20 protein-coding genes, 2 other RNA genes and 3 pseudogenes are annotated in these 20,061 nt (G+C 68.6%); 12 read left to right on the forward strand and 13 right to left on the reverse strand.

Going from position 1 to position 20,061, the window contains the following annotated elements; translation table 11 throughout:
* A pseudogene (locus tag L1066_RS24250) lies at nt 1-619 on the reverse strand (sensor histidine kinase); the annotation flags it as partial.
* Between the two features lie 19 nt (nt 620-638).
* Nucleotides 639-983, reverse strand: coding sequence for a hypothetical protein (locus L1066_RS24255; protein ID WP_235738919.1), 345 nt, complete (start codon nt 981-983; stop codon nt 639-641).
* Nucleotides 984-1,098: 115 nt separating this feature from the next.
* Here L1066_RS24255 and L1066_RS24260 point away from each other — a divergent pair, with 115 nt between their 5' ends.
* The 3 genes from L1066_RS24260 to L1066_RS24275 all read left to right on the forward strand — a co-directional run bounded on the left by L1066_RS24260 (nt 1,099) and on the right by L1066_RS24275 (nt 4,161).
* Nucleotides 1,099-2,220 (forward strand): Nif3-like dinuclear metal center hexameric protein, encoded by a 1,122-nt coding sequence (locus L1066_RS24260; RefSeq protein ID WP_235738920.1) that lies wholly within the window; start codon nt 1,099-1,101, stop codon nt 2,218-2,220.
* A gap of 188 nt (nt 2,221-2,408) precedes the next feature.
* Complete coding sequence (locus L1066_RS24270; protein WP_446499934.1) at nt 2,409-2,981, forward strand: zinc ribbon domain-containing protein; 573 nt, start codon at nt 2,409-2,411, stop codon at nt 2,979-2,981.
* A 10-nt stretch (nt 2,982-2,991) separates the two neighbouring features.
* On the forward strand, nt 2,992-4,161 hold the full coding sequence (locus tag L1066_RS24275; protein WP_235738923.1) for a bifunctional RNase H/acid phosphatase: 1,170 nt from the start codon (nt 2,992-2,994) through the stop codon (nt 4,159-4,161).
* Between the two features lie 65 nt (nt 4,162-4,226).
* On the opposite strand, the gene yaaA (L1066_RS24280) is transcribed toward L1066_RS24275, so the two are convergent.
* Nucleotides 4,227-5,042: a peroxide stress protein YaaA gene (yaaA, locus tag L1066_RS24280; protein WP_235738924.1), complete on the reverse strand. Its 816-nt coding sequence runs from the start codon at nt 5,040-5,042 to the stop codon at nt 4,227-4,229.
* 282 nt (nt 5,043-5,324) lie between these two features.
* Between yaaA (L1066_RS24280) and L1066_RS24285 the strand changes: the two are divergent.
* The 3 genes and pseudogenes from L1066_RS24285 to L1066_RS24295 all read left to right on the forward strand — a co-directional run.
* Nucleotides 5,325-5,903: pseudogene (locus tag L1066_RS24285) on the forward strand (RNB domain-containing ribonuclease); the annotation flags it as partial.
* Between the two features lie 425 nt (nt 5,904-6,328).
* Entirely contained in the window at nt 6,329-6,505 is a 177-nt protein-coding gene (locus L1066_RS24290; RefSeq protein WP_235739186.1) for a hypothetical protein, read from the forward strand.
* A 223-nt stretch (nt 6,506-6,728) separates the two neighbouring features.
* Nucleotides 6,729-8,612 (forward strand): TolB family protein, encoded by a 1,884-nt coding sequence (locus L1066_RS24295; RefSeq protein ID WP_235738925.1) that lies wholly within the window; start codon nt 6,729-6,731, stop codon nt 8,610-8,612.
* Between the two features lie 89 nt (nt 8,613-8,701).
* On the opposite strand, the gene rnpB (L1066_RS24300) is transcribed toward L1066_RS24295, so the two are convergent.
* An RNA gene (gene rnpB / locus L1066_RS24300) (RNase P RNA component class A) lies at nt 8,702-9,111 on the reverse strand.
* A 62-nt stretch (nt 9,112-9,173) separates the two neighbouring features.
* Between rnpB (L1066_RS24300) and L1066_RS24305 the strand changes: the two genes are divergently transcribed.
* Complete coding sequence (locus L1066_RS24305) at nt 9,174-9,602, forward strand: tetratricopeptide repeat protein (protein WP_235738926.1); 429 nt, start codon at nt 9,174-9,176, stop codon at nt 9,600-9,602.
* 35 nt (nt 9,603-9,637) lie between these two features.
* Here the strand turns inward: L1066_RS24305 and map (L1066_RS24310) are convergent, their stop codons facing one another.
* Nucleotides 9,638-10,498, reverse strand: a complete 861-nt coding sequence (gene map / locus L1066_RS24310; protein WP_235738927.1) for a type I methionyl aminopeptidase — start codon at nt 10,496-10,498, stop codon at nt 9,638-9,640.
* Nucleotides 10,499-10,521: 23 nt separating this feature from the next.
* Between map (L1066_RS24310) and L1066_RS24315 the strand changes: the two genes are divergently transcribed.
* Entirely contained in the window at nt 10,522-10,719 is a 198-nt protein-coding gene (locus L1066_RS24315; protein ID WP_235738928.1) for a hypothetical protein, read from the forward strand.
* A 37-nt stretch (nt 10,720-10,756) separates the two neighbouring features.
* A complete protein-coding gene (locus L1066_RS24320; protein ID WP_235738929.1) occupies nt 10,757-11,023 on the forward strand; it encodes a hypothetical protein in 267 nt (88 codons plus the stop codon).
* A gap of 303 nt (nt 11,024-11,326) precedes the next feature.
* On the opposite strand, the gene L1066_RS24325 is transcribed toward L1066_RS24320, so the two are convergent.
* Nucleotides 11,327-11,593: a hypothetical protein gene (locus L1066_RS24325; protein ID WP_235738929.1), complete on the reverse strand. Its 267-nt coding sequence runs from the start codon at nt 11,591-11,593 to the stop codon at nt 11,327-11,329.
* 37 nt (nt 11,594-11,630) lie between these two features.
* Nucleotides 11,631-11,828, reverse strand: coding sequence for a hypothetical protein (locus L1066_RS24330; RefSeq protein WP_235738928.1), 198 nt, complete (start codon nt 11,826-11,828; stop codon nt 11,631-11,633).
* Nucleotides 11,829-11,851: 23 nt separating this feature from the next.
* Between L1066_RS24330 and map (L1066_RS24335) the strand changes: the two genes are divergently transcribed.
* Nucleotides 11,852-12,712, forward strand: a complete 861-nt coding sequence (gene map / locus L1066_RS24335; RefSeq protein ID WP_235738927.1) for a type I methionyl aminopeptidase — start codon at nt 11,852-11,854, stop codon at nt 12,710-12,712.
* 35 nt (nt 12,713-12,747) lie between these two features.
* Here map (L1066_RS24335) and L1066_RS24340 read toward each other — a convergent pair whose 3' ends face one another.
* A complete protein-coding gene (locus L1066_RS24340) occupies nt 12,748-13,176 on the reverse strand; it encodes a tetratricopeptide repeat protein (protein ID WP_235738926.1) in 429 nt (142 codons plus the stop codon).
* 62 nt (nt 13,177-13,238) lie between these two features.
* On the opposite strand from L1066_RS24340, the gene rnpB (L1066_RS24345) reads away from it, so the two are divergent.
* Nucleotides 13,239-13,648: RNase P RNA component class A (gene rnpB, locus L1066_RS24345), an RNA gene on the forward strand.
* Between the two features lie 89 nt (nt 13,649-13,737).
* Here rnpB (L1066_RS24345) and L1066_RS24350 read toward each other — a convergent pair.
* From L1066_RS24350 to L1066_RS24360, 3 genes and pseudogenes are all read right to left on the reverse strand, one after another.
* The gene (locus L1066_RS24350) at nt 13,738-15,621 is read right to left on the reverse strand and encodes a TolB family protein (RefSeq protein WP_235738925.1); all 1,884 of its coding nucleotides are present in this window, start codon (nt 15,619-15,621) and stop codon (nt 13,738-13,740) included.
* Nucleotides 15,622-15,844: 223 nt separating this feature from the next.
* Nucleotides 15,845-16,072, reverse strand: a complete 228-nt coding sequence (locus tag L1066_RS24355; RefSeq protein ID WP_312008820.1) for a hypothetical protein — start codon at nt 16,070-16,072, stop codon at nt 15,845-15,847.
* Between the two features lie 374 nt (nt 16,073-16,446).
* Nucleotides 16,447-17,226: pseudogene (locus tag L1066_RS24360) on the reverse strand (RNB domain-containing ribonuclease); the annotation flags it as partial.
* An 81-nt stretch (nt 17,227-17,307) separates the two neighbouring features.
* On the opposite strand from L1066_RS24360, the gene yaaA (L1066_RS24365) reads away from it, so the two are divergent.
* Nucleotides 17,308-18,123: a peroxide stress protein YaaA gene (gene yaaA / locus L1066_RS24365; RefSeq protein WP_235738924.1), complete on the forward strand. Its 816-nt coding sequence runs from the start codon at nt 17,308-17,310 to the stop codon at nt 18,121-18,123.
* A 65-nt stretch (nt 18,124-18,188) separates the two neighbouring features.
* Here the strand turns inward: yaaA (L1066_RS24365) and L1066_RS24370 are convergent, their stop codons facing one another.
* Both L1066_RS24370 and L1066_RS24375 read right to left on the reverse strand, forming a co-directional pair.
* Entirely contained in the window at nt 18,189-19,358 is a 1,170-nt protein-coding gene (locus L1066_RS24370) for a bifunctional RNase H/acid phosphatase (RefSeq protein ID WP_235738923.1), read from the reverse strand.
* Between the two features lie 10 nt (nt 19,359-19,368).
* Nucleotides 19,369-19,980 (reverse strand): zinc ribbon domain-containing protein, encoded by a 612-nt coding sequence (locus L1066_RS24375; RefSeq protein WP_446499935.1) that lies wholly within the window; start codon nt 19,978-19,980, stop codon nt 19,369-19,371.
* Between the last annotated feature and the right edge of the window lie 81 nt (nt 19,981-20,061).

The raw sequence follows: 20,061 nt of genomic DNA on the forward strand, positions 1-20,061 counted from the left end.
CCTGCAGGGCGGCCAAGGCAGTGATGACGGCGAGGGCGAGCAGGGAGACCAAGACGTAGGTGCGCATCAGCGAACGCAACTCGTCATGGGTCTCGCCGAAGACGGTGATCACGACCAACGCCCCCGTCTCGTCGCTGCGGGTGTGCGTGACGGGCTGTACCGAAACCAGGACCTCGCCGTCGCTGGTGTCCACTGTGGTGTCGCCACCGTTGACCACGCGGGCGTTGACCGCGTCGACCACGGCCGGTTCCTTCGCCAGGTTCCCGTGGGCGGAGAGGGACACGAGTTCGGCTTGGTCAAGGAGCCAGCCGGCCAGCACCTCGGCGTCGCTGGGAACGTTGCGTTGGATGAACACGCGGAAGAGCGACTTCAGGTCGGCGAAGGGCTGACGAGTGTCTGGATCGATGCCCGTGCTCTGCAGCTTGGCGAACTCCGCGAACTCCTGGTCGGCGTGTTCGACGGCCTGGTCGTGCAGCCGTGAGGACTCCACGGCATAGACGAGGGCGCCCACCAGCGCCATCGCCAGCGCAGCGAGCAGGGCCAGGGCGAGGGTGAGGCGGATCCGGACGCTCAGGCCGGGGCGCCGCGACCGAGGTGGGTTCGCCGGCGCGTCAACCACCCTCAACCCTCACCGCCGATCAGTCGTCATCGTCGTCGTCATCATCGTCATCGTCGTCCCAGTCGTCATCGTCCCAGTCGTCGTCATCGTCGTCGTCGCGATCATGTGGCTGGGGATGCACGACTTCCGGCTCCGTGCGCTTCTGGGACGGTTTCGTCTTCGGATCGGAGTTCTTCGTGGGCTCGCCGCTGGGAACGTCGGTGGGCCCACCCGAGTTGCCTTCGTCGTCGGAGAGGGTGCCGGTCACCACGATCGGTGATCGTTGCTCGGGAGCCTCGGTGCCGCCGGTCAGGGTGCCGGCGACATAGGCAGACAGGGGAAGCAGCACAGCTGCCACCCCGACCAAGGTCCACGGAATCCTCATGATGCCCACCATCCTGCACCACGATGGGGCGGTGATGAGACCTCGATGAGAACTCCCTCACGAAGCAGGTCGCCAGGCGCCGAGGTGCTCCTGGCCGGTCGCTAGGCTCGGCGCCATGACGACCCTTGCTGACGTGGTTGACCTGGTGCACGGCTGGTATCCGCCCCACACCGCCGACTCATGGGACGCAGTCGGCCTCGTGCTCGGTGATCCCGCGCAGCAGGTGCGCAAGGTGATGCTTGCCGTCGACCCCTCGCCTGCTGTCGCGAAGGAGGCTGCGGAGTGGAAGGCCGATCTGCTCGTGGTGCACCATCCGTTGCTGCTCAAACCGGTGCACGGATTCGCGGCCACCACGCCGAAGGGGCGCACTCTCGCCACGCTTGCCGGCGCCAACTGCGCCCTGCTCACCGCCCACACCAACGCCGACCAGGCGCTTGGCGGGGTCTCGGAGGCACTTGCCCACGCCGTCGGACTGGAGGACCTCACGCCGATCGTCGCAGCGCCGGGTGAGCCCCGCGACAAGATCATCGTCTTCGTTCCTTCCGACGCAGCAGCTCCGGTGCGTGCTGCCGTGGCCGAGGCGGGGGCGGGTGCGCTCGGCAACTACGACCACTGCACCTTCACCGCCACCGGGCAGGGCCGCTTCCGCCCGCTGGACGGTGCCGACCCGGCGATCGGCACCATCGGTGACATCGCCGTCGTCGAGGAGGATCGGGTGGAGGTGCTCGCGCCTCGCAAGCTCCGTCGTACGGTCCTGGAAGCCATGCTCGCTGCCCATCCCTACGAGGAGCCGGCCTACGACGTCATCGAGCTCGGTGACCCCGGGTTCACCGAGACCGGGACCGGCCGTATCGGCAGGTTGCCCGAGCCCCAGACACTGCGCGAGTTCGCGCAGCGCGTCGCTGAGGCGCTTCCGGAGACCGCCCACGGCACACGGGTCGGCGGCGACCCCGAGCGGGAGGTACGACGCGTCGCGGTGTGCGGAGGGGCCGGTGACTTCCTGCTCCCGCAACTCAGCTCCGCCGACATCGACGTCTATCTGACCTCCGACCTGCGCCACCACCCGGCATCGGAGTTCCTGGAGCACGGCGGGCCTGCCCTGGTCGACGTCGCCCACTGGGCGGCGGAGTCGATGTGGCTCCCGGTGGTGCAGAAGCGACTCGACGACGCGCTGGGGGATACGGTTGTCTCCCGGGTGAGCACCACGCCCACCGATCCGTGGACCTTCCGCATCTAGGAGCCGACGCTGAAAGCCGATCCCGCCGCCCAGGAGAGCCTGCTCGCGGTCGCCGCGCTCGATGAGCGCATCAATCAGTTGCGCCACCAGTTGCGCAGCCTGCCCGAGTTTGCCGCCCTGCAGTCCTTGGGGAGAGCCGCACGGTCGTCATCGACCGTGCGCGTGACCTGCGGGTCGTCGTCGACGACCTGACGCGCGACCAGAAGAAGTCCGATCGCGAGGTCGAGCAGGTACGTGCCCGCCGCGACCGGGACCGCAAGCGGATCGACGAGGGGCAGATCACCAATCCCAAGGACCTCGAGCGGATGACGCACGAGATGGTGTCACTGGAGCGTCGCATCTCCGACCTCGAAGACGTCGAGCTCGAGATCATGGCCCGCCTCGAGGATGCGCAGAGTGACCTCACGGCCGCTGAGTCCGACCTGACCGACCTCGACGAGCAGATTGCGGCGACCACCGCGGAACGTGACCGCCGTGGCGGCGCGTTGCAGGGCGAGCTCACCGAGACGGAGGCCAAGCGGGTTGCGGCGATCGCCAGCATTCCCGCCGAGCTGCTCAGGCTCTACGACAAGGTCCGCGAGCGGCAGGGCACCGGGGCTGCGATGCTGCGGGCCCGCCGGTGCGAGGGCTGTCAGATCACGCTTGACGCCGGCACCCTCGGCCAGATCACCAAGGCGGCTGCCGACGAAGTGGTGCGGTGCGAGGAGTGCAGTCGCATCCTCGTGCGCACGGACGAGTCCGGCCTCATCGGCCGTTCCTGAGGACGTCGCGGTGGTGCGGGTCGTGGTCGAGGCCGACGGGGCTTCTCGGGGCAACCCGGGGCCGGCGGCGTACGGCGCGCTGGTGCGTGACGCCGACACCGGTGCGGTCATCGCGGAGATGGCCTCGACGATCGGCGTGGCCACCAACAACGTGGCTGAGTACTCCGGTCTGGTTGCCGGCCTGAGGTTGGCGGCCGAGCACGCTCCGGGAGCGGCGGTCGAGGTGCGGATGGACTCCAAGCTCGTCATCGAGCAGATGTCGGGCAGCTGGAAGATCAAGAACGCCGACCTGGCGGTGCTTGCCGAGGAGGCGCGCCGCGCCCACGGCGGACCGATCCGCTACGTGTGGGTGCCACGGGAGCAGAACCGTGCCGCGGACAGACTCGGCAACGAGGCGCTCGACGGCAAGCGTTCCGGGATCACGGTGCACCCGTCGCGGCCTGCATCAGCGGGGACCGGGAACCAGGTCGGCGACAACGTCGAGTCGCCGACCCGCAGCAGGGGCTGGTCGGCAGACACCGAGCCGCCGACGACCCTGATCCTGGTGCGCCACGGTGTCACCGCGATGACGGTCGACAAGCGCTTCAGCGGTGGTCTTGGCGGCGCCAACCCGCCGCTGAGCGATGTCGGCCATGCCCAGGCCCGCGAGACAGGTGCCTGGCTGCGCTCGCTCTCCGAGCACGTCGACGACGTGCTCACCTCGCCGGTGTTGCGCACCGTGCAGACCGCCGAGGAGATCGCGGCCGTGCTCGGCAAGCGACCCGAGGTGGTGCCCGCCTTCGCGGAGATGGAGTTCGGCCGATGGGACGGCCTCAGCTTCGCGGAGGTCGCCGAGCGCCATGGCGACGACATGACGGCATGGTTCGCCTCCCTCGACGCCGCCCCGCACGGGGGCGAGTCCTTCCGGCAGGTGCAGCAGCGGGTCACCGCGGGCCTCGACCGCCTGGTCACCGAACGTGCCGGCCGCACGCTGGTGCTGGTCTCCCACGTCACCCCGATCAAGGTGCTTGTTGCCCAGGCTCTCGGGGCGCCGCTCGATGCGGTCTATCGCATGGAGCTGACACCGGCCTCGGTCACGGCGATCTCCTACTTCCCAGACACCAGACCCGAGCGATCCCGGGCCCAGAGCCCCGCCGTTGGCGGGGTGTGGGCGGCGTGCCGCCCTACCTCGCCTCACTGAAGCTCTTCAACGCCCGCCCGGGCGAGGGTCCGCTCACGCTCTGAGCAGCACACCCCACGGCAGGTTCAGAGTTCGCGGACGACCACGTCGAGGCGGGTGCCCTTGGCGTTGGGCGCGTCGGCCTCGACGTGCCAGCCGAGGTCGGTGAGGACATCGGCCAGCGCCTGCGGGGTGCGCGGATTGCGGCCGTCCTCGAGCAGCTGCCGCACCAGCCGACCCTTGGTGGCCTTGTTGAAGTGGCTGACGACCTTGCGGACACCGTCGGCCTCGTGGAGCACCCTGACGGTGGCCAGGCGGGAGGCCAACTCGACCGGGGGTCGCCAGAAGGCGGCGTACGTGCTGGAGCGCAGGTCGACGAGCAGGCCGCTACCGAGCGCGTCCTCGACGGCCGGCCCGAGGTGTTGGCGCCAGAAACCGCTGACCGAGCCGAGGCCGGGCAAGGTGACGTCGCCGCTGAGGCGGTAGGACGGGATCGGGTCCGTGGGCCGCACGATGCCGAAGAGCGATGACGTGATCGCCACCCGGGAGGTGGCGCGGCGCTTGGCGGCGGGCGAGAGGGTCGCGAAGTCGAGGTTGTCGAAGAGCACGCCGGTGTAGACGTGGTCGGCGCGTGCGGTCGCGGCGCTGTGCAGGGCAGCGTTGCGGGCCACCAGGTCGTGTTGGGTGCCGCCGAGGCCGAGCACCTCCGCGGCTCGCTCGAGCGTGACCTGGTGTTGCTCGGGTGTGTCGTGCGGGGCACCGCCGGTGCACAGGTCGACGAGGGTCCCGAGCATCTGGCTGCGGGCCTCGGCGAGGACCGGCGAGCTCAGGCGGTCGAGGTCGAGCGACTTGCCGCGAGCGGGGGAGGCCTTGCCCTCGCTGGGCGGAAGCAGGATCAGCACGGCGAAAGCCTAGGGGTGGGTGCCCGGGTTCGTCGGGTGGCCACGCATCCGCGCCGTCGCTGTGATGCTCTGCATAGAGTGATGCCCATGGTGAGCCGGGTTGTGCACGTCCGTGGGGCCGACATGCGGGACGAGATCGCCGCGCTGCAGCAGCAGTTGGAGGTGACTCCCGAGTTTCCTCCGGAGGTGGAGCAAGCCGCGGCCCGGGCGGTTGCCGCCCCGCGCCTGCCGGAGCTGGACCGCACCGACATCCCCTTGGTGACCATCGATCCCGAGGGGGCGATGGACCTCGACCAGGCGCTCCACATCCGGCGCACCGACAGCGGTTTCAGCGTGCACTACGCGATCGCCGACGTCGCTGCCTTCGTCACGCCCGACGACCCCGTCGACGTGGAGGCACGCAAGCGCGGCCAGACGTTGTACGGCGCCGACGCGAAGGTGCCGCTGCATCCGAAGGCGATCTCCGAGGGCGCAGGGTCGCTGCTTCCGGGTGAGGTGCGTCCGTCGTTGTTGTGGACCATCAACGTCGATGCCTCAGGTGAGGGGACCGAGGCGGTCGTCGAGCGAGCCCTGGTGCGCTCGCGCAGTCGTCACACCTACGAGGAGGTGCAGCAGGCGCTCGATGCCGGCACGGCAGACGAGCTCTTCGGCCTGCTCAGGGAGGTCGGCGAGCTGCGGATGGCGCGGGAGGCAGACCGCGGTGGCGTCTCGCTTCCACTGCCGGAACAGGAGATCGTGCTCGAGGGAGAGCACTGGCGACTGGGTTTCCGGGCCATGCTGCCCGTGGAGGAGTGGAACGCCCAGATCTCGTTGCTCACGGGAAGTGCTGCGGCTTCCCTGATGGTCTACGCCCGAGTGGGGTTGCTGCGCACGCTGCCGCCGGCCGACCCGCGCGACGTGAAGCGGCTGCACCGTACGGCGCACGCACTCGGCATCCCCTGGCCCGCGGAGATGCTCTATCCGGAGTTCATCCGGTCGCTCGACCCCGAGCAACCCAAGCATGCGGCGATGCTCGTCGCCTGCACCCGGCTGCTGCGCGGCAGCGGCTACGTCGGTTTCGACGGGGAGCTGCCGGCCCAGCCGCAACATGCGGCGATCGCGGGGAGTACGCCCACGTCACGGCGCCCCTGCGGCGCCTCGTCGACCGCTACGCCAGCGAGATCTGCGTGGCCCTGTGCGCCGAGCAGCCGGTGCCGCAGTGGGTGCTCGACCGACTCACCGACGTACCGGAGATCATGGCCAGGACCGGGCGTACGGCGGGTGCCTACGAGCGCGGCATGCTCGACATGCTCGAGGCCGCTGTGCTCGGCCCGCGGGTCGGTGAGACGTTCGACGCGGTCGTCATCGACGTGGACGAGAAGGACCCGACGCGCGGTGAAATCACCATCGCCGAACCTGCCATCGAGGCCCGGGTCACCTCGTCCTCTCCGCTTCCGCTGGGGAGCTGGTGCAAGTCACGTTGAGTGAGATCGACGCTGTGAAGGGGAAGGTCGTCTTCATTCTGTAGGGAGGCGATTGGCGTTCGTCAACCGCACGCCACGATCGACGGCCATCGCTGGGTGCGGTCGGTGGCGGTGGCCAACGGGAACCACTGATTTCTCGGCGTCTGAGCGACATGTGAGCGACTTGTGATCGGTGAGTGATCCGGTGGCTGGGCAACGGTCTCGCTTTGACGAAAGGTGCCACATGCTCACTGTCACGCCCGCTCCCTGGCGACATCGAATCGCTGCGACGACGGCCACCGCTGTCGTCGGCGCCACTTTGGTGACCGCACCATTCGGGGCAGCCCAAGCAGCGAACCCGCCGATCACCGTGCAAGTGAGCGTGACCACCGGCGGTTTCGGTCCCGATCACGGCTCCAACGGGGACACTGGTACGACGCGGGTGCTCAGCAAGGACGGCCGCTATGTCGTCTTCGCCTCGAGCGGTCCTGTCGTCCCGGGGCAGAAACAGCTCAGCTGGCAGATCGTCCGCCGTGATCGCCAGCTGGGCACGACGGAACTGATCTCGAAGAGCAGCAACGGGGCGATGGGCAACGGCCACAGCCATGAGCCGTCTGTCAGTGCTGACGGCCAAGTGATCGCCTTCCGCTCCAGCTCCTCCAATCTGGTGCCGGGGGACACCAACGGCACCACGGACATCTTCGTCCACGATGTTCGAACGGGCACCACGACCCGGGCGAGCGTGACCAGCAGTGGCGCGCAGGTCCCGACCGGTCAGGTCGCCGGTGACAACGTCGTGGGCCCGCCCAGCATCAGTGCTGATGGCAGGTGGGTCGGTTTCACCTCTCGGGTGCAGGGCTACACGCCGGACGACGGCACCGCCAGCAATGCCTACCTGCACGACCGCCAGACCGGCGCGATCGAGGTGGTGAGCCGGCACGCGAACGGGGTCGTCGGCAGCGCACACGTCTCCACCCCGGTCGTGCCGAGCGCGAACGGAGACTTCGTGACCTTCCAGTCGCTCGACAACCTGTCCGGCGGCTCCAACAACGCGGCGATCGACATCTTCGTGCGGGACCGCCGAGCAGGTCAGGCGACAACCACCGCTGTCGGCGGCAAGGAGTGGCGGGACCTCCGTCAGTCGATGACGCCCGATGGTCGATTCGTCGTCTACGACACCGGTGACGCCGACCAGGTCGCCGGTGACACCAACGGCAGGATCGACGTCTTCGTCCATGACCGGGTCACCCAGACCTACGAGCGGGTCAGCGTTGCCAGCAACGGCACCCAGGGCAACGGCAACAGCAGCCACGGTTCCATCAGCGACGACGGTCGTTACGTCAGCTTCCTCTCGGTCGCCACCAACCTTGCGCCCGGCGACACCAACAACGTGGGCGATGTGTTCCGCCACGATCGGCAGACCGGGCAGACCATTCGGGTCAATGTGGACACCGACGGCGCCCAGGCGACTGCCTCGACGTACGCTCCGGCGATCAGTGGGAACGGCCAACACGTCTCGTTCAACAGCTACAGCCGGCTGACCCCCGTGGCGACGAAGACTTGGCAGCAGGTCTTCGTGCGTGATCTCGCGAGCAAATACCCGGCGCTCTTCGCGCGCCTGGGGCGGACCCCGAACCGGGTGGTCGCCAAGGAGACCTATCGCATCCCCTCGGTCGACATCCGGACTGGCCCGGCGTTGCGGATCACGTGGTCACCCGTGAGCGGCAAGGGCAAGGCCGTCCAGCAGACGGCTGCCGTGCAGAACAACGGCTTCACGCTGCGTGCGCCGGAGCGGAACGGCAAGTTCACGGTCACCTTCAGCTATGCAGACCAGCTCCTGGGCACCCGCACCATTGCGATTCCCAAGCCTGGGGCGAAGAAGCTCGCCAAGGCCGTGAAGAAGAACAAGCGGCTCAAGGTCGCCACCGTGGGGGTCAAGGCCGGCCAGAAGGTGCAGGTCCGCTGGACGCCGCGCGGAATGACCGGAGGAAAGGTCGTCAAGCGGGCGGGCAAGGTCAACAAGTCAGGCATTCTCAAGGTGCGACCGGCAACGCGAAGGGGCCCGTACCAGGTGGTCGTGCGCAGCAACGGAAAGACACTGCGCAAGGGGATCGTTCGGGTTCGTTGACCGGTCATCTGGACGACTGGTTCGTCCTCTGCGGTCCATCGGTGTGGACCGGTGGACCGCGGGGCCGTGTCAGGTCGGAGGCTTGAGTGCGGAAGGGCTGGCTCATAGGCCGGGTTCTGTTCGCCGGCCGGCCTCACGACCGACCAGTTGGCAACCATCCATCTGGGACCACCGTTGCCGATGGCCTCACGCGATCTACCCGCACACTCGGGCGAGCAGCCCTCGAGCGTGTGCGCGTTGGATCCCGAGGGATTCAACTTCTTGATCTTGCTCCGGGTGGGGTTTACCTAGCCGCACCGGTCGCCCGGCACGCTGGTGGTCTCTTGCACCACCGTTTCACCCTTACCGCCCACTCCCGAAGGAGAGGGAGGCGGTCTGTTTTCTGTGGCACTGTCCCGCGGGTCACCCCGGGTGGGTGTTACCCACCACCCTGCCCTGTGGAGCCCGGACCTTCCTCGACGTTCCCCGAGGGGAGCGCCGCGGTTGCCCGGCCAGCCCTTCCGCCCGCTCAGGATAGGGCATCGTAGGGAAGAAAGCCGCGCCCACGGGCGTTGGGCAGACATGGAGAACATGGACGGCTACCAGCCCCCGAAGATCATCTTCCCCGGGCAGCGCGACATCGCGGATGCCTACCGCGTTGCGTGGGACCTGCTCCACGCCGATGCGCCTGAGCAGGCGCTCGAGATCCTTGCCCCCGCCCTGGAGGCGGAACCCGGCAACGTCGGACTGCGGTCGCTTCGTGCCTGGGCCTACTTCCAGCGAGCCCAACTCGACAAGGCCCGGGTCGAGCTCGAGTTCCTCGTCGAGGCCGATCCCACCGACGTGTGGGCGCGGCACACCCTCGGCAGGCTCCACGAACGCAAGTCGGAGTACGCCGCGGCCTTGCCGCACCTGAGGTTGGCTGCGGCCATGAGCGGTGACCCCGACCACGAGCGGGCCGTCGTCCGTGTCGAGCGGATGTTGGAGCAGTTGGCCGCGCGCGTGAACTGAGTTCGGCAGGGCTCGTGACCGGCGTCGAGGTGTGGCTACGGGTTGGTCAGCACCTCGGCGCCGTCCTCGGTGACGAGCAGGGTGTGCTCGAACTGGGCGCTTCGCGAGCGGTCGCGGGTGACGACGGTCCAGCCGTCGTCCCACATCTCCCACTCGTGCGTGCCCAAGTTGAGCATCGGCTCGATGGTGAAGGTCATGCCCGGGCGAATCTCGTCGTCATAGCCCGACTCGTCGTAGTGGGGAATGATCAAGCCGGAGTGGAAGTGCGTGCCGATGCCGTGGCCCGTGAACTCACGCACGACGCCGTACCCGAAACGCTTCGCGTAGGACTCGATGACGCGGCCGATGACGTCGACACGCCGTCCGGGCTTGACCGCCTTGATGCCGCGCTCGAGCGCAGTCTTGGTGCGGTCGACGAGGAGGCGGGTCTCCTCGTCGACCTCCCCGGCGAGGAACGTCGCGTTCGTGTCACCGTGGACGCCGTTCAGGTAGGCGGTGATGTCGATGTTGACGATGTCGCCGTCCTGCACGACCCGGTCGTCGGGGATGCCGTGGCAGACCACCTCGTTGACGCTCGAGCACAGTGACTTCTGGAAGCCGCGGTAGCCCAACGTCGACGGGTAGGCGCCGTGGTCGCACAGGAACTCGTGGCCGATGCGGTCGAGCTCGTCGGTCGTGATGCCCGGTGCGACGTGTTCGCCGACGAGCTCACGGGCCTGCGCCGCCAAGCGTCCGGCGATGCGCATCCGCTCGATCGTCTCGGCGTCCTTGACCTCGTCTCCGGTGAACGGCTGTGGGGCCGGCTTGTCGACGTACTCCGGTCGCACGATGTGTGAGGGGACGGGGCGGCGCGGGGAGATGAGACCCGGGGAGATCGGGGCGGTGGTGCTCGACATGGTGCGAGTGTAGTTTCGCCATCATGGACAACGAGTTCTGGTTCTGCCTGAAGCACCACACCGTGGAGCCGCGAGAGGGTTGCCGCAACGCTGACCGGCTGGGCCCCTATCCGACGGAGGCCGAGGCCGCCCGGGCGCTCGACAAGGTGGCCGAGCGCAACGATTCGTGGGAGAACGACCCCGACTGGAACGACGACGCATCCTCCGACGGAGACGACTGAGCCGGAATCCGGACAGAACCTCCGGTAGGTTCGCCGCGTGGTCCACCGAGAACCAGCGTCTCCCTGGCCCTTCGTGGGCATGGCGGGGTTGGCGTGCGCGCTCTTCCTGTACGGCGCCAGCGTGCTCATCGCTCCCTGGTGGGCGGTGCTGGTGTTGGTGGTGCTCTGGTTCGTCTTCTTTGCGATCGCCTGCAGGTGGTGGACCCCGCATCCCAGGCGACTGCCCTTCCTCGCGGCGTTCGCGATGCTGTTCTGGTTCGGGTTCGTCCTCGCCGGCGGCGCTTGGCTCGACTGGGGTCCGTGAGTCTCGAGCAACCTCCCTGAGGCCGGGTGCACCAGTGCCCCACGTACGTCGCTGGCCGCGGCCGCCCCGGCGCCCCACCCCGCCGCCCCCACCCCGCCGGTCGAGCCGCGCGCCCGTCGCGCCGCGCCCAGTCGAGGAGGCTGCCCCGGCCGGCACGGCCCGGGGCAGGGTCTCGACAAGCTCGACCAACGGGTGCGGGCTCGACCGGCGGGGTGGGGCGGCGGGGTGGGGCGGCGGGGTGGTCTCGACCAACGACGTACGTGGGGCACTGGTGCACCCGGCCTCAGGGAGGTTGCTCGAGACTCACGGACCCCAGTCGAGCCAAGCGCCGCCGGCGAGGACGAACCCGAACCAGAACAGCATCGCGAACGCCGCGAGGAAGGGCAGTCGCCTGGGATGCGGGGTCCACCACCTGCAGGCGATCGCAAAGAAGACGAACCAGAGCACCACCAACACCAGCACCGCCCACCAGGGAGCGATGAGCACGCTGGCGCCGTACAGGAAGAGCGCGCACGCCAACCCCGCCATGCCCACGAAGGGCCAGGGAGACGCTGGTTCTCGGTGGACCACGCGGCGAACCTACCGGAGGTTCTGTCCGGATTCCGGCTCAGTCGTCTCCGTCGGAGGATGCGTCGTCGTTCCAGTCGGGGTCGTTCTCCCACGAATCGTTGCGCTCGGCCACCTTGTCGAGCGCCCGGGCGGCCTCGGCCTCCGTCGGATAGGGGCCCAGCCGGTCAGCGTTGCGGCAACCCTCTCGCGGCTCCACGGTGTGGTGCTTCAGGCAGAACCAGAACTCGTTGTCCATGATGGCGAAACTACACTCGCACCATGTCGAGCACCACCGCCCCGATCTCCCCGGGTCTCATCTCCCCGCGCCGCCCCGTCCCCTCACACATCGTGCGACCGGAGTACGTCGACAAGCCGGCCCCACAGCCGTTCACCGGAGACGAGGTCAAGGACGCCGAGACGATCGAGCGGATGCGCATCGCCGGACGCTTGGCGGCGCAGGCCCGTGAGCTCGTCGGCGAACACGTCGCACCGGGCATCACGACCGACGAGCTCGACCGCATCGGCCACGAGTTCCTGTGCGACCACGGCGCCTACCCGTCGACGTTGGGCTACCGCGGCTTCCAGAAGTCACTGTGCTCGAGCGTCAACGAGGTGGTCTGCCACGGCATCCCCGACGACCGGGTCGTGCAGGACGGCGACATCGTCAACATCGACATCACCGCCTACCTGAACGGCGTCCACGGTGACACGAACGCGACGTTCCTCGCCGGGGAGGTCGACGAGGAGACCCGCCTCCTCGTCGACCGCACCAAGACTGCGCTCGAGCGCGGCATCAAGGCGGTCAAGCCCGGACGGCGTGTCGACGTCATCGGCCGCGTCATCGAGTCCTACGCGAAGCGTTTCGGGTACGGCGTCGTGCGTGAGTTCACGGGCCACGGCATCGGCACGCACTTCCACTCCGGCTTGATCATTCCCCACTACGACGAGTCGGGCTATGACGACGAGATTCGCCCGGGCATGACCTTCACCATCGAGCCGATGCTCAACTTGGGCACGCACGAGTGGGAGATGTGGGACGACGGCTGGACCGTCGTCACCCGCGACCGCTCGCGAAGCGCCCAGTTCGAGCACACCCTGCTCGTCACCGAGGACGGCGCCGAGGTGCTGACCAACCCGTAGCCACACCTCGACGCCGGTCACGAGCCCTGCCGAACTCAGTTCACGCGCGCGGCCAACTGCTCCAACATCCGCTCGACACGGACGACGGCCCGCTCGTGGTCGGGGTCACCGCTCATGGCCGCAGCCAACCTCAGGTGCGGCAAGGCCGCGGCGTACTCCGACTTGCGTTCGTGGAGCCTGCCGAGGGTGTGCCGCGCCCACACGTCGGTGGGATCGGCCTCGACGAGGAACTCGAGCTCGACCCGGGCCTTGTCGAGTTGGGCTCGCTGGAAGTAGGCCCAGGCACGAAGCGACCGCAGTCCGACGTTGCCGGGTTCCGCCTCCAGGGCGGGGGCAAGGATCTCGAGCGCCTGCTCAGGCGCATCGGCGTGGAGCAGGTCCCACGCAACGCGGTAGGCATCCGCGATGTCGCGCTGCCCGGGGAAGATGATCTTCGGGGGCTGGTAGCCGTCCATGTTCTCCATGTCTGCCCAACGCCCGTGGGCGCGGCTTTCTTCCCTACGATGCCCTATCCTGAGCGGGCGGAAGGGCTGGCCGGGCAACCGCGGCGCTCCCCTCGGGGAACGTCGAGGAAGGTCCGGGCTCCACAGGGCAGGGTGGTGGGTAACACCCACCCGGGGTGACCCGCGGGACAGTGCCACAGAAAACAGACCGCCTCCCTCTCCTTCGGGAGTGGGCGGTAAGGGTGAAACGGTGGTGCAAGAGACCACCAGCGTGCCGGGCGACCGGTGCGGCTAGGTAAACCCCACCCGGAGCAAGATCAAGAAGTTGAATCCCTCGGGATCCAACGCGCACACGCTCGAGGGCTGCTCGCCCGAGTGTGCGGGTAGATCGCGTGAGGCCATCGGCAACGGTGGTCCCAGATGGATGGTTGCCAACTGGTCGGTCGTGAGGCCGGCCGGCGAACAGAACCCGGCCTATGAGCCAGCCCTTCCGCACTCAAGCCTCCGACCTGACACGGCCCCGCGGTCCACCGGTCCACACCGATGGACCGCAGAGGACGAACCAGTCGTCCAGATGACCGGTCAACGAACCCGAACGATCCCCTTGCGCAGTGTCTTTCCGTTGCTGCGCACGACCACCTGGTACGGGCCCCTTCGCGTTGCCGGTCGCACCTTGAGAATGCCTGACTTGTTGACCTTGCCCGCCCGCTTGACGACCTTTCCTCCGGTCATTCCGCGCGGCGTCCAGCGGACCTGCACCTTCTGGCCGGCCTTGACCCCCACGGTGGCGACCTTGAGCCGCTTGTTCTTCTTCACGGCCTTGGCGAGCTTCTTCGCCCCAGGCTTGGGAATCGCAATGGTGCGGGTGCCCAGGAGCTGGTCTGCATAGCTGAAGGTGACCGTGAACTTGCCGTTCCGCTCCGGCGCACGCAGCGTGAAGCCGTTGTTCTGCACGGCAGCCGTCTGCTGGACGGCCTTGCCCTTGCCGCTCACGGGTGACCACGTGATCCGCAACGCCGGGCCAGTCCGGATGTCGACCGAGGGGATGCGATAGGTCTCCTTGGCGACCACCCGGTTCGGGGTCCGCCCCAGGCGCGCGAAGAGCGCCGGGTATTTGCTCGCGAGATCACGCACGAAGACCTGCTGCCAAGTCTTCGTCGCCACGGGGGTCAGCCGGCTGTAGCTGTTGAACGAGACGTGTTGGCCGTTCCCACTGATCGCCGGAGCGTACGTCGAGGCAGTCGCCTGGGCGCCGTCGGTGTCCACATTGACCCGAATGGTCTGCCCGGTCTGCCGATCGTGGCGGAACACATCGCCCACGTTGTTGGTGTCGCCGGGCGCAAGGTTGGTGGCGACCGAGAGGAAGCTGACGTAACGACCGTCGTCGCTGATGGAACCGTGGCTGCTGTTGCCGTTGCCCTGGGTGCCGTTGCTGGCAACGCTGACCCGCTCGTAGGTCTGGGTGACCCGGTCATGGACGAAGACGTCGATCCTGCCGTTGGTGTCACCGGCGACCTGGTCGGCGTCACCGGTGTCGTAGACGACGAATCGACCATCGGGCGTCATCGACTGACGGAGGTCCCGCCACTCCTTGCCGCCGACAGCGGTGGTTGTCGCCTGACCTGCTCGGCGGTCCCGCACGAAGATGTCGATCGCCGCGTTGTTGGAGCCGCCGGACAGGTTGTCGAGCGACTGGAAGGTCACGAAGTCTCCGTTCGCGCTCGGCACGACCGGGGTGGAGACGTGTGCGCTGCCGACGACCCCGTTCGCGTGCCGGCTCACCACCTCGATCGCGCCGGTCTGGCGGTCGTGCAGGTAGGCATTGCTGGCGGTGCCGTCGTCCGGCGTGTAGCCCTGCACCCGAGAGGTGAAACCGACCCACCTGCCATCAGCACTGATGCTGGGCGGGCCCACGACGTTGTCACCGGCGACCTGACCGGTCGGGACCTGCGCGCCACTGCTGGTCACGCTCGCCCGGGTCGTGGTGCCCGTTCGAACATCGTGGACGAAGATGTCCGTGGTGCCGTTGGTGTCCCCCGGCACCAGATTGGAGGAGCTGGAGCGGAAGGCGATCACTTGGCCGTCAGCACTGACAGACGGCTCATGGCTGTGGCCGTTGCCCATCGCCCCGTTGCTGCTCTTCGAGATCAGTTCCGTCGTGCCCAGCTGGCGATCACGGCGGACGATCTGCCAGCTGAGCTGTTTCTGCCCCGGGACGACAGGACCGCTCGAGGCGAAGACGACATAGCGGCCGTCCTTGCTGAGCACCCGCGTCGTACCAGTGTCCCCGTTGGAGCCGTGATCGGGACCGAAACCGCCGGTGGTCACGCTCACTTGCACGGTGATCGGCGGGTTCGCTGCTTGGGCTGCCCCGAATGGTGCGGTCACCAAAGTGGCGCCGACGACAGCGGTGGCCGTCGTCGCAGCGATTCGATGTCGCCAGGGAGCGGGCGTGACAGTGAGCATGTGGCACCTTTCGTCAAAGCGAGACCGTTGCCCAGCCACCGGATCACTCACCGATCACAAGTCGCTCACATGTCGCTCAGACGCCGAGAAATCAGTGGTTCCCGTTGGCCACCGCCACCGACCGCACCCAGCGATGGCCGTCGATCGTGGCGTGCGGTTGACGAACGCCAATCGCCTCCCTACAGAATGAAGACGACCTTCCCCTTCACAGCGTCGATCTCACTCAACGTGACTTGCACCAGCTCCCCAGCGGAAGCGGAGAGGACGAGGTGACCCGGGCCTCGATGGCAGGTTCGGCGATGGTGATTTCACCGCGCGTCGGGTCCTTCTCGTCCACGTCGATGACGACCGCGTCGAACGTCTCACCGACCCGCGGGCCGAGCACAGCGGCCTCGAGCATGTCGAGCATGCCGCGCTCGTAGGCACCCGCCGTACGCCCGGTCCTGGCCATGATCTCCGGTACGTCGGTGAGTCGGTCGAGCACCCACTGCGGCACCGGCTGCTCGGCGCACAGGGCCACGCAGATCTCGCTGGCGTAGCGGTCGACGAGGCGCCGCAGGGGCGCCGTGACGTGGGCGTACTCCCCGCGATCGCCGCATGTTGCGGCTGGGCCGGCAGCTCCCCGTCGAAACCGACGTAGCCGCTGCCGCGCAGCAGCCGGGTGCAGGCGACGAGCATCGCCGCATGCTTGGGTTGCTCGGGGTCGAGCGACCGGATGAACTCCGGATAGAGCATCTCCGCGGGCCAGGGGATGCCGAGTGCGTGCGCCGTACGGTGCAGCCGCTTCACGTCGCGCGGGTCGGCCGGCGGCAGCGTGCGCAGCAACCCCACTCGGGCGTAGACCATCAGGGAAGCCGCAGCACTTCCCGTGAGCAACGAGATCTGGGCGTTCCACTCCTCCACGGGCAGCATGGCCCGGAAACCCAGTCGCCAGTGCTCTCCCTCGAGCACGATCTCCTGTTCCGGCAGTGGAAGCGAGACGCCACCGCGGTCTGCCTCCCGCGCCATCCGCAGCTCGCCGACCTCCCTGAGCAGGCCGAAGAGCTCGTCTGCCGTGCCGGCATCGAGCGCCTGCTGCACCTCCTCGTAGGTGTGACGACTGCGCGAGCGCACCAGGGCTCGCTCGACGACCGCCTCGGTCCCCTCACCTGAGGCATCGACGTTGATGGTCCACAACAACGACGGACGCACCTCACCCGGAAGCAGCGACCCTGCGCCCTCGGAGATCGCCTTCGGATGCAGCGGCACCTTCGCGTCGGCGCCGTACAACGTCTGGCCGCGCTTGCGTGCCTCCACGTCGACGGGGTCGTCGGGCGTGACGAAGGCAGCGACGTCGGCGATCGCGTAGTGCACGCTGAAACCGCTGTCGGTGCGCCGGATGTGGAGCGCCTGGTCGAGGTCCATCGCCCCCTCGGGATCGATGGTCACCAAGGGGATGTCGGTGCGGTCCAGCTCCGGCAGGCGCGGGGCGGCAACCGCCCGGGCCGCGGCTTGCTCCACCTCCGGAGGAAACTCGGGAGTCACCTCCAACTGCTGCTGCAGCGCGGCGATCTCGTCCCGCATGTCGGCCCCACGGACGTGCACAACCCGGCTCACCATGGGCATCACTCTATGCAGAGCATCACAGCGACGGCGCGGATGCGTGGCCACCCGACGAACCCGGGCACCCACCCCTAGGCTTTCGCCGTGCTGATCCTGCTTCCGCCCAGCGAGGGCAAGGCCTCCCCCGCTCGCGGCAAGTCGCTCGACCTCGACCGCCTGAGCTCGCCGGTCCTCGCCGAGGCCCGCAGCCAGATGCTCGGGACCCTCGTCGACCTGTGCACCGGCGGTGCCCCGCACGACACACCCGAGCAACACCAGGTCACGCTCGAGCGAGCCGCGGAGGTGCTCGGCCTCGGCGGCACCCAACACGACCTGGTGGCCCGCAACGCTGCCCTGCACAGCGCCGCGACCGCACGCGCCGACCACGTCTACACCGGCGTGCTCTTCGACAACCTCGACTTCGCGACCCTCTCGCCCGCCGCCAAGCGCCGCGCCACCTCCCGGGTGGCGATCACGTCATCGCTCTTCGGCATCGTGCGGCCCACGGACCCGATCCCGTCCTACCGCCTCAGCGGCGACGTCACCTTGCCCGGCCTCGGCTCGGTCAGCGGTTTCTGGCGCCAACACCTCGGGCCGGCCGTCGAGGACGCGCTCGGTAGCGGCCTGCTCGTCGACCTGCGCTCCAGCACGTACGCCGCCTTCTGGCGACCCCCGGTCGAGTTGGCCTCCCGCCTGGCCACCGTCAGGGTGCTCCACGAGGCCGACGGTGTCCGCAAGGTCGTCAGCCACTTCAACAAGGCCACCAAGGGTCGGCTGGTGCGGCAGCTGCTCGAGGACGGCCGCAATCCGCGCACCCCGCAGGCGCTGGCCGATGTCCTCACCGACCTCGGCTGGCACGTCGAGGCCGACGCGCCCAACGCCAAGGGCACCCGCCTCGACGTGGTCGTCCGCGAACTCTGAACCTGCCGTGGGGTGTGCTGCTCAGAGCGTGAGCGGACCCTCGCCCGGGCGGGCGTTGAAGAGCTTCAGTGAGGCGAGGTAGGGCGGCACGCCGCCCACACCCCGCCAACGGCGGGGCTCTGGGCCCGGGATCGCTCGGGTCTGGTGTCTGGGAAGTAGGAGATCGCCGTGACCGAGGCCGGTGTCAGCTCCATGCGATAGACCGCATCGAGCGGCGCCCCGAGAGCCTGGGCAACAAGCACCTTGATCGGGGTGACGTGGGAGACCAGCACCAGCGTGCGGCCGGCACGTTCGGTGACCAGGCGGTCGAGGCCCGCGGTGACCCGCTGCTGCACCTGCCGGAAGGACTCGCCCCCGTGCGGGGCGGCGTCGAGGGAGGCGAACCATGCCGTCATGTCGTCGCCATGGCGCTCGGCGACCTCCGCGAAGCTGAGGCCGTCCCATCGGCCGAACTCCATCTCCGCGAAGGCGGGCACCACCTCGGGTCGCTTGCCGAGCACGGCCGCGATCTCCTCGGCGGTCTGCACGGTGCGCAACACCGGCGAGGTGAGCACGTCGTCGACGTGCTCGGAGAGCGAGCGCAGCCAGGCACCTGTCTCGCGGGCCTGGGCATGGCCGACATCGCTCAGCGGCGGGTTGGCGCCGCCAAGACCACCGCTGAAGCGCTTGTCGACCGTCATCGCGGTGACACCGTGGCGCACCAGGATCAGGGTCGTCGGCGGCTCGGTGTCTGCCGACCAGCCCCTGCTGCGGGTCGGCGACTCGACGTTGTCGCCGACCTGGTTCCCGGTCCCCGCTGATGCAGGCCGCGACGGGTGCACCGTGATCCCGGAACGCTTGCCGTCGAGCGCCTCGTTGCCGAGTCTGTCCGCGGCACGGTTCTGCTCCCGTGGCACCCACACGTAGCGGATCGGTCCGCCGTGGGCGCGGCGCGCCTCCTCGGCAAGCACCGCCAGGTCGGCGTTCTTGATCTTCCAGCTGCCCGACATCTGCTCGATGACGAGCTTGGAGTCCATCCGCACCTCGACCGCCGCTCCCGGAGCGTGCTCGGCCGCCAACCTCAGGCCGGCAACCAGACCGGAGTACTCAGCCACGTTGTTGGTGGCCACGCCGATCGTCGAGGCCATCTCCGCGATGACCGCACCGGTGTCGGCGTCACGCACCAGCGCGCCGTACGCCGCCGGCCCCGGGTTGCCCCGAGAAGCCCCGTCGGCCTCGACCACGACCCGCACCACCGCGACGTCCTCAGGAACGGCCGATGAGGCCGGACTCGTCCGTGCGCACGAGGATGCGACTGCACTCCTCGCACCGCACCACTTCGTCGGCAGCCGCCTTGGTGATCTGGCCGAGGGTGCCGGCGTCAAGCGTGATCTGACAGCCCTCGCACCGGCGGGCCCGCAGCATCGCAGCCCCGGTGCCCTGCCGCTCGCGGACCTTGTCGTAGAGCCTGAGCAGCTCGGCGGGAATGCTGGCGATCGCCGCAACCCGCTTGGCCTCCGTCTCGGTGAGCTCGCCCTGCAACGCGCCGCCACGGCGGTCACGTTCCGCGGTGGTCGCCGCAATCTGCTCGTCGAGGTCGGTCAGGTCGGACTCAGCGGCCGTGAGGTCACTCTGCGCATCCTCGAGGCGGGCCATGATCTCGAGCTCGACGTCTTCGAGGTCGGAGATGCGACGCTCCAGTGACACCATCTCGTGCGTCATCCGCTCGAGGTCCTTGGGATTGGTGATCTGCCCCTCGTCGATCCGCTTGCGGTCCCGGTCGCGGCGGGCACGTACCTGCTCGACCTCGCGATCGGACTTCTTCTGGTCGCGCGTCAGGTCGTCGACGACGACCCGCAGGTCACGCGCACGGTCGATGACGACCGTGCGGCTCTCCCCAAGGACTGCAGGGCGGCAAACTCGGGCAGGCTGCGCAACTGGTGGCGCAACTGATTGATG

This window comes from Nocardioides alcanivorans, assembly GCF_021555175.1.
GTDB classification, from domain to species: domain Bacteria; phylum Actinomycetota; class Actinomycetes; order Propionibacteriales; family Nocardioidaceae; genus Nocardioides; species Nocardioides alcanivorans.

What these genes read in the sequence shown, in the direction of transcription:
- map (WP_235738927.1), bottom strand. Translation starts at nt 10,498, where the DNA reads ATGTCGAGCACCACCGCCCCGATCTCCCCGGGTCTCATCTCCCCGCGC.
- L1066_RS24295 (WP_235738925.1), top strand. Translation starts at nt 6,729, where the DNA reads ATGCTCACTGTCACGCCCGCTCCCTGGCGACATCGAATCGCTGCGACG.
- L1066_RS24290 (WP_235739186.1), top strand. Translation starts at nt 6,329, where the DNA reads ATGCTCGAGGCCGCTGTGCTCGGCCCGCGGGTCGGTGAGACGTTCGAC.
- L1066_RS24350 (WP_235738925.1), bottom strand. Translation starts at nt 15,621, where the DNA reads ATGCTCACTGTCACGCCCGCTCCCTGGCGACATCGAATCGCTGCGACG.
- L1066_RS24355 (WP_312008820.1), bottom strand. Translation starts at nt 16,072, where the DNA reads ATGGCCAGGACCGGGCGTACGGCGGGTGCCTACGAGCGCGGCATGCTC.
- L1066_RS24330 (WP_235738928.1), bottom strand. Translation starts at nt 11,828, where the DNA reads ATGGACAACGAGTTCTGGTTCTGCCTGAAGCACCACACCGTGGAGCCG.
- L1066_RS24305 (WP_235738926.1), top strand. Translation starts at nt 9,174, where the DNA reads ATGGAGAACATGGACGGCTACCAGCCCCCGAAGATCATCTTCCCCGGG.
- L1066_RS24260 (WP_235738920.1), top strand. Translation starts at nt 1,099, where the DNA reads ATGACGACCCTTGCTGACGTGGTTGACCTGGTGCACGGCTGGTATCCG.
- L1066_RS24255 (WP_235738919.1), bottom strand. Translation starts at nt 983, where the DNA reads ATGAGGATTCCGTGGACCTTGGTCGGGGTGGCAGCTGTGCTGCTTCCC.
- L1066_RS24340 (WP_235738926.1), bottom strand. Translation starts at nt 13,176, where the DNA reads ATGGAGAACATGGACGGCTACCAGCCCCCGAAGATCATCTTCCCCGGG.
- map (WP_235738927.1), top strand. Translation starts at nt 11,852, where the DNA reads ATGTCGAGCACCACCGCCCCGATCTCCCCGGGTCTCATCTCCCCGCGC.
- L1066_RS24315 (WP_235738928.1), top strand. Translation starts at nt 10,522, where the DNA reads ATGGACAACGAGTTCTGGTTCTGCCTGAAGCACCACACCGTGGAGCCG.